The organism is Natronoarchaeum sp. GCM10025703 (assembly GCF_042661985.1).
GTDB lineage: Archaea > Halobacteriota > Halobacteria > Halobacteriales > Natronoarchaeaceae > Natranaeroarchaeum.
This window is the reverse complement of the sequence record NZ_JBHSZF010000002.1, coordinates 264,929-277,130: the sequence shown is the minus strand read 5'-3', so window position 1 is coordinate 277,130 and position 12,202 is coordinate 264,929. Positions and strand designations below refer to the sequence as shown.

The 12,202-nt window shown below is 55.8% G+C and carries 12 protein-coding genes and 1 pseudogene; 7 read left to right on the top strand and 6 right to left on the bottom strand.

Annotated elements, in window-relative coordinates; genetic code table 11:
• Positions 1 to 11: 11 nt before the first annotated feature.
• A complete protein-coding gene (locus ACFQH2_RS18475; RefSeq protein WP_377050705.1) occupies positions 12 to 332 on the top strand; it encodes a hypothetical protein in 321 nt (106 codons plus the stop codon).
• 277 nt (positions 333 to 609) lie between these two features.
• Positions 610 to 1,563, top strand: a complete 954-nt coding sequence (locus ACFQH2_RS18470; protein ID WP_377050703.1) for a cation diffusion facilitator family transporter — start codon at positions 610 to 612, stop codon at positions 1,561 to 1,563.
• Positions 1,564 to 1,580: 17 nt separating this feature from the next.
• Here the strand turns inward: ACFQH2_RS18470 and ACFQH2_RS18465 are convergent, their stop codons facing one another.
• The 3 genes and pseudogenes from ACFQH2_RS18465 to ACFQH2_RS18455 all read right to left on the bottom strand — a co-directional run bounded on the left by ACFQH2_RS18465 (position 1,581) and on the right by ACFQH2_RS18455 (position 5,517).
• Positions 1,581 to 2,687, bottom strand: coding sequence for an NAD-dependent epimerase/dehydratase family protein (locus ACFQH2_RS18465; RefSeq protein ID WP_377077094.1), 1,107 nt, complete (start codon positions 2,685 to 2,687; stop codon positions 1,581 to 1,583).
• Between the two features lie 544 nt (positions 2,688 to 3,231).
• Positions 3,232 to 3,543: a hypothetical protein gene (locus tag ACFQH2_RS18460; protein ID WP_377050699.1), complete on the bottom strand. Its 312-nt coding sequence runs from the start codon at positions 3,541 to 3,543 to the stop codon at positions 3,232 to 3,234.
• Between the two features lie 409 nt (positions 3,544 to 3,952).
• Positions 3,953 to 5,517, bottom strand: a pseudogene (locus tag ACFQH2_RS18455) (ABC1 kinase family protein).
• A 496-nt stretch (positions 5,518 to 6,013) separates the two neighbouring features.
• Here ACFQH2_RS18455 and ACFQH2_RS18450 point away from each other — a divergent pair.
• The 3 genes from ACFQH2_RS18450 to ACFQH2_RS18440 are packed head-to-tail and all read left to right on the top strand — an operon-like array spanning position 6,014 to position 7,888.
• A complete protein-coding gene (locus ACFQH2_RS18450; protein ID WP_377050695.1) occupies positions 6,014 to 6,745 on the top strand; it encodes an amidase family protein in 732 nt (243 codons plus the stop codon).
• Positions 6,742 to 7,005 carry an XdhC family protein gene (locus ACFQH2_RS18445; RefSeq protein ID WP_377077093.1) on the top strand — a complete coding sequence of 88 codons (264 nt, stop codon included), beginning with the start codon at positions 6,742 to 6,744 and terminating at the stop codon, positions 7,003 to 7,005. Before ACFQH2_RS18450 ends, ACFQH2_RS18445 begins: the two co-directional genes overlap by 4 nt.
• A 52-nt stretch (positions 7,006 to 7,057) precedes the next feature.
• On the top strand, positions 7,058 to 7,888 hold the full coding sequence (locus ACFQH2_RS18440) for an XdhC family protein (protein ID WP_377077092.1): 831 nt from the start codon (positions 7,058 to 7,060) through the stop codon (positions 7,886 to 7,888).
• On the opposite strand, the gene ACFQH2_RS18435 is transcribed toward ACFQH2_RS18440, so the two are convergent.
• Complete coding sequence (locus ACFQH2_RS18435; RefSeq protein WP_377077129.1) at positions 7,771 to 8,373, bottom strand: molybdopterin cofactor-binding domain-containing protein; 603 nt, start codon at positions 8,371 to 8,373, stop codon at positions 7,771 to 7,773. The genes ACFQH2_RS18440 and ACFQH2_RS18435 overlap by 118 nt on opposite strands.
• Positions 8,315 to 8,755 (bottom strand): hypothetical protein, encoded by a 441-nt coding sequence (locus ACFQH2_RS18430; protein WP_377050855.1) that lies wholly within the window; start codon positions 8,753 to 8,755, stop codon positions 8,315 to 8,317. Before ACFQH2_RS18430 ends, ACFQH2_RS18435 begins: the two co-directional genes overlap by 59 nt.
• Positions 8,756 to 9,612: 857 nt before the next feature.
• Between ACFQH2_RS18430 and ACFQH2_RS18425 the strand changes: the two genes are divergently transcribed.
• Both ACFQH2_RS18425 and ACFQH2_RS18420 read left to right on the top strand, forming a co-directional pair.
• Positions 9,613 to 10,422: an FAD binding domain-containing protein gene (locus ACFQH2_RS18425; protein WP_377050691.1), complete on the top strand. Its 810-nt coding sequence runs from the start codon at positions 9,613 to 9,615 to the stop codon at positions 10,420 to 10,422.
• Complete coding sequence (locus ACFQH2_RS18420; protein WP_377077091.1) at positions 10,419 to 11,018, top strand: nucleotidyltransferase family protein; 600 nt, start codon at positions 10,419 to 10,421, stop codon at positions 11,016 to 11,018. The genes ACFQH2_RS18425 and ACFQH2_RS18420 overlap by 4 nt, the downstream gene beginning before the upstream one ends.
• Positions 11,019 to 11,379: 361 nt before the next feature.
• Here the strand turns inward: ACFQH2_RS18420 and ACFQH2_RS18415 are convergent, their stop codons facing one another.
• Positions 11,380 to 12,099: a WD40/YVTN/BNR-like repeat-containing protein gene (locus ACFQH2_RS18415; RefSeq protein WP_377050687.1), complete on the bottom strand. Its 720-nt coding sequence runs from the start codon at positions 12,097 to 12,099 to the stop codon at positions 11,380 to 11,382.
• Positions 12,100 to 12,202: the final 103 nt, after the last annotated feature.

The following is a 12,202-nucleotide window of genomic DNA, read 5'->3' as shown; positions in this document are numbered from 1 at the left end:
ATACTCTCCAGATGGCCGTTTTCAGAGAGATCGACGTACGGCAACGAGTCGGAGCCGGGTTTCTCTTTCTGATCATCGCAATTGCCCTCCTCGTCACACAGCCAGCCGATCAGGTCCTTTCCGCGATACTGGCCGGGATCAACCTGCTGATCAGCGCCTTTTTCCTCGTTACCGTCGGGAGAGACACGACAGAGGAACCGACGTATGACGTGGGGCTCTGGCTGCTGTCGATGGTCGTCGCACTGAGTGGCGTTGGCGGCTACGTCGGGGCCTATTTACGTATGGATTCGCGTTCCTCGAGTCGGGATTCTGAGGAAGCCAAAAAGGTCTGAATCGGTGGCTCTGTTGAAGTCCCCCGCAAGTGATATATGCTGACTCGGTTGCAGTCCTCCTACATGACCCACATACCGACGTAGAGTACCGACTGACCTACGTCGTGTAAGAAACCGCGTGTAAGATACAGAGGGTGAGCTCAGCAGACCGATACCGTCTATTCAGTATAGATTTCAGTATATATGCGAAAATAAAGAGATGCTGAAACGCAAGTTCCTCGGAAAGGCCCGAATAACCGAGAAAGTTATTTGAGGTGTACGGCCGAACGATTGTCCAGTGGCAAGTAGCAAATCAGTCGTACTCGCTGCTCTGGTTGCGAACGGAGCTATTGCTATCCTGAAGTTCGTCGGCTTTATTCTCACTCAAAGCCCCGCGATGCTCTCGGAGACATACCATTCTATCTCCGACACCGGCAACCAGGTGTTCTTGCTGATCGGCATCCGGTACGGAGATAAGTCAGCCTCCCGTGCACATCCATTCGGGTACGGGAAAGCCCAATTCTTTTACAGTTTCCTCGTCTCGGTGCTCCTATTCGGAATTGCGGGGTGGGAGAGTGCGAAACACGGGTACAACGCTGTCCTGCATCACGAGTCGGCTGCACTGGCTGGGACTGTGACACAGTTCGGTTTCTCTTTCCCCGGCATCTGGGTGAACTACACCGTACTCGCCGGTGGAATACTGTTTGAGGGGTGGGCCTTCAAGAAGGCATACGCGGGTATGCAAGCCGACATTGATGAGCACGGCTGGAGTGGGCTTGTTGAGGCGTTCCAGAAAACGTCGAATGTGACGACACTCACAGCCTTTACCGAGGACACTATCGCTTTGGTCGGGTTGGCATTGGCTCTGGTCGGCGTATTCCTCTCCGATTTCACCGGCAATCCAATATACGACGCGACGGCTGCCCTGCTTATCGGGATCATGTTGATGGGATTCGCCGTCGCGTTGGCGTGGGAGAACAAGCGTCTGTTGTTGGGCGAAAGCCTCCCTAAGTCCGAAGAACAACGGCTTCGTGAGCTCGTCCGAGAGTCGGACGGTGTGACAGATCTCATTGATCTTCGGACTGTCTACTTCGGCCCTGATAACGTGCTTGTCACCGCAGACGTAGTCTTCGATTCGGGTCTTGGTACCGAGGAAATCGACACCCGTATCAACGGTATTGAGGAGGCGATTACCCACGCCTACCCGGATGCCCGGAAGGTGTATATCGAGCCTGAAACCAAGCCGAGATGATCGTGGTTAATCAGTTTTCAGGCAACTACACGAATCACGTACGATCTCGACCAAAAAATCTTTTCAGTTCGTTTAGCAAGTCCATATACTGAAACAGAACAGATCTTACGCGGGCGTTTTTCGTCCTGTCTGCATCTCCATTCCCAGTTGCTCCATTTCCCATTCGACGTACTCTCGCATCCCTTCTTCCAGCGGCCGATGCTCGATATCCAGTTCCTGTCTGGCCTTCGAGTTATCAACAAGAACCTCGCCGCTACTGAAGAACTCCAACAGTTCACTTTCAATCCTTCCGGAGGTCGTGTAGCCGCTTCGGCGACACTGACGACACGGCTCAACCAGTAAAAGAACGTCCCTGGAACCGTCCGAGGTACCGGTATATCCGTCAGGTCTTCGATGATGTGGAGCACTTCAGCGACGCTCCGTGGGTCGCTGGTGATGATGTACTCCTCCCCAGGCGTTCCGTCATTCATCGTTCGAACGAGGTTTGCAGCCGTATCTTCGACGTACTCCCACGGCAACACGAAATCGTCCGGGACCATGGAGAGGTCTTGCTCGAGATGTCCCTGAAAGGCAGTTCGGGGAGTGCCGCCGTAGTCCTTGTCCCCCGGTCCATAGATCGCCCCCAGCGTAGCGATCACGAGTGGCAACCCGTCCTCCATCATCGGCTCCGCGACCTCGTAATGCGCCCGCCATTTCGTCTGCTGGTAGACCGTCGGGAACGCGTTCGAGGAACGATACGATTCGTCGACGTAGTTGCCGCCGGTATTTCCATACACCGCGACGGTGCTTGTGTAGACGCCTTTCGGAATCTCGAGTTCGTCCATCAATTCGAGGACGTTCCGTGTCCCGTCGACATTGATACGCTCGGCAGTGTTTTCGTTCCATGGACCCGGCCCTATTTCATACCAAGCAGCGAGGTGGAACACACCGTCAACGCCGTCCATCGCCTCACGCATGCTCCCCTTGTCGGTAATGTCTCCCTCGATTACCGTAACCGACTCGGAGAGATGGCGGGCATTGGTGCTGTCGCGAGTTAACGCGATTACCTCGTGGCTATTGCTCACGAGTCGGTCCACAAGGACTGTCCCGACGAATCCCGTGGCTCCGGTCACGAAATACCTCATACTGTGCACTTCGGTAACAATCCACATGTACATTTTGATGCGAAACAGGACATTTTACCAGAGTATCATGTTTGGATGCTCAGATCCGTACGCGGTGAACTACCCCTGCCTACTCCCCGCCGTTGGCGGCTCCTTGAGGAAGGGGGCTTACCGCCTGTAATCAGCTAACATTGCTACCAACGAAGCAGGCCTGGTAGAACACCGAAATCGGATCGTCCAAGTGCGTTCCTCAGCGCCTGAGCCGTTTTGTGTACCGATACATGGTTTTCAGCACCAGCGAGTTCATCGAGACGCTCGACAGAAGCAGACACCGATTGCGTGTTGCTGTCCAGTTCGTTTTTGCCTCCGCACTATCCGCCCGGATGGCTTTCACCTGTGCGATGAGTGCCCCTGCCCATCCCGAGAGTGCTAGCGCTAACAGCATGAGTGAACTCGGACGCATACTGTTCTTTCCGTCGGGACCTCACATATACAGTAGCCCCAAAAACTCCTCCTGTTACGGAAATTCAAGGAGAAAGCCCCGTCCTTTAGGGTGGGGAGGATGTCAATCTGAGTCCACTGGCCCCTTGTACTGGGACCGGATCGTCTCTCCATCGCGCCACTGCCAGTAGTAGTATCGGTTGTCGTTGATCTCCTTGATCGTCACCGTCGCTCTCGATGGGACCTCGTCGGGACGATCTTCGGACGGGTCTTGCACTCTGTCGTCCTCGCCAGAACTTGGTTCTCGGCTATGATACTCTGCTAGCTCCTCCGCGTACTCGGCAATCTCTCGGAGACGTTCGGTGGAAGCCTCGTCGAGTGTATCGACGACATCGTCAGGGAGATCCGCCGGCGGTGTCGGTTGTTCCTCGGACATTGGAGACCGTCCTCTGTTAACCAACAACAGACACCAGTATGATAGGTTTGTTGGTTAATGCAAACCCGGCGGATAGTTTCGTTTCTCGCACGGCGGACTCAAGAGAGATATCGCACAGACGTAGTTGCCCGTCCTCATCGAGATGGAGTTGGAGGGCGAGTGCTCGGGTAGTGACTTCTTCGCCCTCTACCAGCGGTCTACCCCCACATTGTCACTTCAGGAGGCATACAGTTGACCCTGCGTTACTCGCTTGTCACGTTTCTCAGCAAGGGTTTCGACCGAGACGCTCAAATATGAAATATACGGTTAACAAAACATTTAAAATATATTTCTCATCACGTATCATAGCTAACATAGTATAATATTGTTCGTGTCCTATGTCTTAGTTCGAGTGGACGACTTTGCGCTATCACAAGCGACGGCGAGCGACATACACGAGCAGGAAGATGACGGCGAGAAGTCCGGACGGGACGGCGTAGAGTGGGTCGTATATCGTGACGATGGCGGCGGTGACGGTCAATGCACCGGCAGGACGGCGTAGCCGAGGTGCGGGTCACCCCGACCGCGTGTGTCAACGGGCTTCGTTCGGACGACCAGTTCGCTCCGGTCCAGCTGATCCAGCGTTCGATCGAGGCGGGCAGGAATGCGTGCCAGTGCGGGTATCGACTGCTGGACATCGCCCCACGACTCTCCGATGAGCGTCTCGAGTTCGCTCTCGATGAGGCCCTGTTCGATGAGGAACGACCGAACGGCCGCAAGAAAATCGAACTCCGGGTCGAGCTGACGACAGACGCCTTCGCCGACGGTCCCAACTCGGATCAACAACATCACGTTTGGCGGGAGACGAAACGGAAAGTCCCGAAGCTGTGTCGTCAACTCGGTGATGATCAAACGCCAGGTGACTTCCGACTGGCCCTCTAACGTCTCGATGACGAGGGAGAGGACACGTCTGACCTCGGTACGGTCGACACCCGCTTCGAGCACATCGAGTGCAATCAGCGCGTCGACAAGCGTGTCGACATCGCGCCGGACGAGCGCACGGTAGAGCCCCACAATGTCCTCCTGGACTGTCTCTGAGAGCCGTTCGCTCATCCCGAAATCGTAGATCAGTAACTGGCCCGCCTCAGTGACGGCGAGATTCCCCGGATGGGGGTCGGCGTGAAACACGCCATCGACGATTCCCATCTGCATATAGATCTTGATCATTCGAGTCGCCATCTCGTTTGGTTCGACGTCGACGCCGTCGAACGCGTCGTCATCAGTAATCTTCCGACCAGTCAGGTACTCCATGACCAGCACGCGCTTGGAAGAGAGGTCTTCATAGACGTCGGGAATCAGGACTCGTTCGTCGTCGGAGAAGTTCGCCCGAATTTCGGTCATGATCGTCCGCTCCCGGTCGAAATCGAGTTCGTCGAAAATCACCTCCTCGAAATCGTCGGCTGCATTCCGCACCGAGTATCGCTGGCGTTCCGGGAGGAAGGGGCTGATCAGTGGCAGTAGACCACGAACGACACGTAGGTCGCGTTCGATGATCGATTTCACGCCTGGCCGGCGCACTTTCAGGGCGATCCGTTCGTCTTCGTAGGTGACCGAATAGACGAAGGCGAGCGACCCTCCGGCGATGGGCTCGACGGCAGAGAGGTCGAGTACGTCGCCGAGCTCTTCTTGCAGGACCGTCTTCGGGTCGCCGCCAGCCACTTCGGGGACTTCGTTCTGAAGCGTTCCGAACTCCGCAGCATACGTCGGCGGGACGATGTCAGGACGTGTCGACAGGACCTGGCCGATCTTGATGAACGCCGGGCCGAGTTCCAGTAGCGTGTCTCGGAGTTTTTCGGCTCTGCGACGATGTCGCTGGTCGTCGACCCGGCGTGGAGAACCGACGAAGATGAACCGGTGTCGGTCACGAAGAAAGGCTACGGCGAAGGGGAAAAACCGGACCACGACCAGCAGATATCGGCGAACGAACCCCTGCATCTCACAACTCCCACTGAGTCTCCTTGAGTGCGGCCTGGCGGTCCATACTCCGTGCTTCGATTACGAATCATATATATCTGGGGAGCTACCTTAATTTCGGTCGCTGGGGCATCCCACTACTGTTCTGCACGGTATTTGAAGCTACGGAGAAACTCGACGGTACCAGCGAGACAAGCGGTTCAGAGACTCTCGAAGCACTAGCTCTCCCGTGCCGGTGGGTGCTGTGTGGATCAGAGCCGCGGCTCATCCGATCCGAGTTCTATCGCGAGCGGGGATCTTTGGAGCAGGCAGTTTGAGGGATATTCGACGCGCGACATCCGAGCGTTTCTGCCAGAATTATAAACTGATATTACATCATGCTGAACTGGTAGATCGACTATCAATTGGGTGAAATTATGCACCCCTGGCCGCTGCTCTGAGTGTCTTCGGGCTTGATGTCGTCGATTACACTTGCCCGTGCCGGTGGCTTTATATATCATTTGTGTAAGTCCTACACATGAATTGGGAACAACAGTTCATACGACCACCTACATCGGGGGATGTCCTACAATATGCGTCAAAACATGGGATACGATTAACTGATGATCAAGCTTCCGAATACGCTGATCTCATCGGCTCGAAGTTGGGCGTATTAGAACAGCTAGAGACACTTCCTGCTCCATCGCCTACGGGCACGACTCATCATAGAGATCGACAAATGGGCTACCGCCCAGATTCATCGGAAGACCCACTCAATGCGTTTGTCCGTCGGTGTCTGATCGACGGAGCGGAGACAGGCTCTCTATCGGGAGTCACTGTCGGAGTAAAGGACAACATCGCTGTTGGTGGGATCGAACTGACCGCCGGATCAAAAGCGTTCGAGGGATTCGTTCATTCGTTCGATGCGACTATCGTCACTCGGCTTCTCGATGCCGGCGCGGAGGTGGTTGGAAAAACGACCCCGGACGAGCTTGCGGTCTCGGGGAGCGGGGTGCCCACGGCAATGGGACCGATACTGATCCCACACAGCAATCAACACCTCGCTGGTGGTTCGTCCGGGGGATCTGCTGTCGCCGTCGTCGAGGGTGACGTCGACGTCGCTCTCGACACTGATCAGGACGGATCGATCCCACGGGCCATGCACGCGAGCCGAAGCAATGGCTTCGTCGAAAACAATAATACCGACTGGGGAAGAACAAACAACAATGTATCACAGAATCAGTCCCCCGGATCCACCACAAAGATATGAGTGAACACCCAGGACAGCCCCACGACTGGAGTCTTTCGGAACCGACAGTGATGGCGCGGATCGAAGACGCGCTCGCGACGGATACGCCCGGCGTAGTGGCGACAATCGTCGCCGTCGACGGGAACGGCTACCGCCGTCCCGGAGCGAAGATGCTCGTCACAGACGAGTCCGGTGCGGGCAGCATTACGGCAGGATGCATCGAGGACGAGGTGCTTCGACTCGCAGAGGACGTTCGCGCCTCAGACGAGCCACGATTCTGAACGGTTCGACCTTACCGACGACGAGTGGGGGCTGGGACTCGGCTGCAACGGCGTGATCGATCTGCTCCTCGAACCGCTCGACGACCGGTTCGGTCGCCTCGTGGACGGGTATATAGACGGCAGTACTGGCCTGTCACTGACTCTGATCGACGGGTCGGCAGGAAACGGAACCGTCCGTGATCGACTCTACGTTCCGGACGGGGACCTCGATGCACTTGCCGAGCGCCCGGCGTGGCTTGACAAGCGGATCCGCAAGCGAGTTGAGGACAGTGTCGCTGGCGACAGATCGGAACTACTCTCTCTCCCGGCGAAATCCGAGGATTTGCGCCTATTCGTCGATCCGATTCGGCCCCCGCCAGACCTGTACGTCTTCGGCAGCGGGAACGACGTTTATCCCGTCACGAAGTTCGCGAAACGGGCTGGTTTCAGGGTCACGGTCGCGACGTTCCGGGGCGGCCACGCCAACGCCGAGGAGTTCCCGTGTGCGGACCGCGTTGTTTCGGCCACAGCACCTCGCCTCACCGAGACGCTCTCGTTCGACCGGGAGACGTACGCGGTCGTGATGAGTCACAACCTCGTCGACGATCGGCTGGCGGTCGACTGTCTGCTCGATACGCCGACGCCGTATATCGGGATTATGGGTCCGTCGGAGCGATTTGGAGAGATCCGGGACGCACTGGAAAACGGGCGGGGCCCGATTTCCGATGCCGAGCTGGCCCGGCTCTACGCGCCGATCGGTCTGGCTCTCGGTGGTGGAGAGCCCAGTCAGATAGCGATGAGCATCGTCTCGGAGGTCCTAACCGTGCACAACGACTGCAAGCCAGCCCACCTCCGTGATCGGGATACCCCGATCCATCCACGAGACTCTCCATCGGACGAGTAGTCGATCATCGCGGCTGCGAACAACATTCGATGTTTTCCTGTAAACCGCTGTTCAGAGTTCCCGCAGATCGGCTTGCACTGCTTCGGTAAGACGTGCTGTGGCGTCAGGGGAAGCGACGTGAAGCGAATATCCGTCGCGTCACAGACGGCGTTCGTCATGGCGGCACTGACCGGGACCAGTGGACACTCGCCAACCTCTTTCTGCCCATGCGAGGTCGTCGGATCGGGATTTTCGAGTTTCTCCATGTTGGTTATCATCGGCACGTCGGCCGCCGTGGGGAGATGATACTCCAGCATCGATCCGTTCTGTAGATTCCCATCCTCATCGTAAGCGTACTCCTCGACCAGCGTCTCACCGAGGCCCTGAACGATCGTTCCCTGCACCTGCCCCTCGACGAGCCTCGGGTTGATCGCGTTCCCGATGTCTTCACAGATGGCGACGTCTATATCGCCGGTTCGCGGATCGACGTCGACGACGACAGCCAGTGCGCCGACGGTGTAACTGTGAGCGACGTTCCCCCGCCGGTGTCCGGGTCGACGAACTCGACCTCCGGTACTTCCCGCGACCAACCAGCGAGATGCTCCCACGTAACGCCTCGGGCCCCTCCTCTTCGGGCCCGAGCGTTTCGGAGTTGCCGAGCATCGCGATGTTCGCGAGTTCGCCGAGGTCTATCGACGTCTCCGGATCCGTCCTGTCGAAGGCGCGGTTGTCGGCGTCAACGCCAAACTGAGCGGACAGGTTCGAGAATACACGCGCGTCCTTGATCTCGTCCTGGATCTGCTTACCGAGTCCGACGATGAGCTTCCGATCGTTGTAGTAGGGATCGCCTCTCCGGTAAATCAGGTCGATCTGACGGACGGGCGGCAACAGTCCGTAATAGAACCCCTTCCAGGCGAATGCTGGGAACTCCGTATGGATCGTGGCCTCGGGCCCCCGAGTCGGTCGAAATACTCGTCATTGTAGTACTCGTCTGCGAGCTGTTCGGCTGTTGACTTGTGCTCGTCCATCAGGTTCTGAACGAACTGATCTGGTGATCTAGTGGCACCCGACATTGCGTGTGTCTCACTATCGAGTAGGATTATAAAAAGATATCGCGGAATAGTCGATGTTTGTAGTGTATATGAGCGGTGAATTTCCAACAATCGGTATCTGAACCCTATACTGGTAACGATGTCAATATTTGACCAAAAATCCGTCGAGAGTTCCCAGTATAGAAATCTCGTGATGATCTCTTTGTTGCGTGCCGCCGATCAATCCGTTCCGTGATACATAACGGCAAGGCACGTACTCGTGGTCGTCGACGCGGCCCAAACCGGAAACAACACGGCTGTATCTTGCTTCTCGGGGTCCTATATCAATAATTGCTCACCCGGACACCGGGATAGATTTACGACAGTACTTATGTAAAATCAAAGCCGTGTGGCCGACTTCCATTTTCGTAACGACAGGCCGTTGGTTATCTTATGAGAATCGTTGGCGTGGACGGAATTTCCTATACTGAACATTTCAAAGTTCTCACTCGCTGTCTTCGTTCTCCCAAATAGCGCGCTTCGTCCAAGATAGCGGCGTTCGCTACGACAGTAAACGGTCAATCCATTGAACAAATACTGTATATCCGGGTTGATTTTCTGCTTAGAAAATCTAATTGTATAATATTCACGCCCGGTGAACGAGAATTGATACAGTTAGATATCGGTAGCCGGGCAGTTTAGCGTGAATCATCAATGTCCGATGTGAAGTACGCGGCTCCTACAACTGTCGAGGCAGCCTGTTCGTTCTTGGCGGAACACGTGAAAGATGCCACAGTGCTCTCCGGAGGACAGAGCCTGATCCCACACCTTCGACAGCGTGACCTCCCCTATGATATCCTCGTCGATATCAACGAGATCGACGAGCTATCGCACGTCGAACGTGATGCAGAGCAACTCTGGATCGGCTGTCTCGCATGCCACGTCGATGTGGCGACGAACGATGCCGTCTCGGAGACTATTCCCGCGCTGTCGAAGGTGGCCGAGAGCATCGGAGATGTCCAGGTGAGAAATCGCGGGACTTTCTGTGGCGCACTGGCGGAGGCAGATCCTCCCACTGTAGTGACACTGCTATATCCGGACGTCGCCGTGACGGGTGTCGATGGTGAGCGGGTACTCGATGGTGCATCGTTCGTCACTGCCCCCCACGAGACTGCGCTTCGTGAGAACGAGATCGTTCCCGAACTTCGGTTTCGAGTTCCGGCTGCGACTGTGGGGATAGCCTACGAGAAGTGGACACCCAGCGAAGTCGCATGGTCGAACGCATCAGTCGGTGCTATCGAGTCGATTCTGGAGAACCTGCTCAAACAACGTAAACAGGGAACAGGGATCCTCCTGATCTCCGAAAAACTCGACGAGATCATCGAACTCAGTGATCGTATCGCGGTGATGTACGAGGGTGAGATCGTCCATACCATGTCGCCGGACGAGACGAACAAGAAAGAACTGGGGCTGTATATGAACGGTGGGGCTGAGACATCCAAAGCCGAACCGTCGGCGGATTGATATGGGAAGCCAACACGGTTTCCGCTGTATTACTACCGACGATTCGACGCCCGTTCTTACGCCCGACCAGTTGTCCGGGGAGACTCTCCCGGAACAGCCAGCGGTCTGGGGAGAGATTCTGGCAGCAGTCAGCGGTTCGGCACTGTGAACAAATACTCGCAGAATACTGTGGGAAACCTGTCGTCGAACACGCCGTTGAAACCGTCGTTCTGAGTCTCGTCGATGGGGTGTCAGTAGTGACTGGGTACGATAGCGAGCGCGTCAAGCCAGCGCTGGACGACCACGCCACCGAATGTATCGAAAACACTGATAACAATACCGGACAGAGCACATCAGTCCGAGCAGGTGTCAGAGCAGTACGAGCCCACAACGCGGATGCTATCCTTATACTGCTTGGTGATATGCCCAGTGTCGCTGTCCGGAGTCTGGATCTGCTTATAGAGGCCTATTACGGCGGGGTATCGAACATTACCGTCGCTGCTGTGGATCGCCGATGTGTCAACCCAGTCCCCCTCGATGCGAGTCTGTTCGGCGAACTAACTACCATGGATGGAAATGTCGGTGGCAAAGAACTTTTTCAAAGAATAATTCAGTAGCCGTCGAGACAGGTGACGAAAGTATTTGTAGAGACATAGATAGTCTGAACGATTTACATAATGATGAATAATCATACAATTCTCGAATTGGGATATAGCCTTTTTATGCAGGTTTATCCACTCAAGATCCAGTTTAAAACACTCGATAGTGTCTGTGCTGGTAAATTATCATGTTAACATTCATCGGTTTAGTTTTGTGCCGTGCTGTCGCATCTCAACTCGAATCACAGATGTTCGTCGACAAATTTGGAGAAAACATGTATAAAATCTAAAACACTCGGCAGATGAGGGCGATGTGCAAAATACTATAATCGACGACCAGGAGTGACATGCTGAACTCAAAGGAGAGATGCGGATCGAGTCACGAATCGACACACAGAAGCGGGGTATACCGTCCTGTGGTCTGTTCGGAGACCGGGAACGATCCGACTCTCTCCCACCCGTCGGAACGCTCCCGCAGGATGTTCCCTCGATGTGTTGCCACGAGAGCAGAGCCGTCTACCGACGCAATCCCGGTAACTGTCTCGGTCGGATACGGGTGCGCGACTGGTTCGATCGTCCCTCCGTCGGACGAAATGAACAGTTCGGGATCGGCGTCATCGTCGTCCCACGTCGACGAGTTCTTCAGCGCGCCTGCGGCATACACCGTGTCGTCGACGGAAAACACGGCCCGGAAGTATCGCTGGTCGTAGTCGGTATCGAGCCTCGTCCAGGATTCCCCGGCATTCTCTGTGTGAAAGAGGCCAAAGCCCGTGGCCGCGACGAACTCGTCCGGCCCGATGACGTGGAGTTCGTGGATGTCGTCGTCCGCACCCTCAGACTTGTGCCACGAGTCGCCTCCGTCGTCGCTGATGTGGACTCCTCCGACTTCGATGCCAGTGAGTATTCGATCAGGGGTTTCCGAAGGGACGAGAACATCCCTGACCTGTGCCGTATTCTCGTGCCGAGGCAGTTGCCACTCGTTTCGCTCCGCCCGATCACGGAAGGCGTTGATCTCTTCCCACTCCAGATCCTGATACGGTGGGGTTTGATCGGCCGTATCCGCGACGAAGACGTGCGCTGGCCGCGTGCCCGCGAACAATGTCTGATCACGGGAGCGACAACCTACCGAATACACCTGTTCCTGCGGGACATTCAGGTCCGTCCATTCGGTCCCGTCTGTCGAATAATACAGTCCGGTTTTC

What these genes read in the sequence shown, in the direction of transcription:
- ACFQH2_RS18475 (WP_377050705.1), top strand. Translation starts at nt 12, where the DNA reads ATGGCCGTTTTCAGAGAGATCGACGTACGGCAACGAGTCGGAGCCGGG.
- ACFQH2_RS18465 (WP_377077094.1), bottom strand. Translation starts at nt 2,687, where the DNA reads ATGAGGTATTTCGTGACCGGAGCCACGGGATTCGTCGGGACAGTCCTT.
- ACFQH2_RS18460 (WP_377050699.1), bottom strand. Translation starts at nt 3,543, where the DNA reads ATGTCCGAGGAACAACCGACACCGCCGGCGGATCTCCCTGACGATGTC.
- ACFQH2_RS18450 (WP_377050695.1), top strand. Translation starts at nt 6,014, where the DNA reads ATGAATTGGGAACAACAGTTCATACGACCACCTACATCGGGGGATGTC.
- ACFQH2_RS18445 (WP_377077093.1), top strand. Translation starts at nt 6,742, where the DNA reads ATGAGTGAACACCCAGGACAGCCCCACGACTGGAGTCTTTCGGAACCG.
- ACFQH2_RS18425 (WP_377050691.1), top strand. Translation starts at nt 9,613, where the DNA reads ATGTCCGATGTGAAGTACGCGGCTCCTACAACTGTCGAGGCAGCCTGT.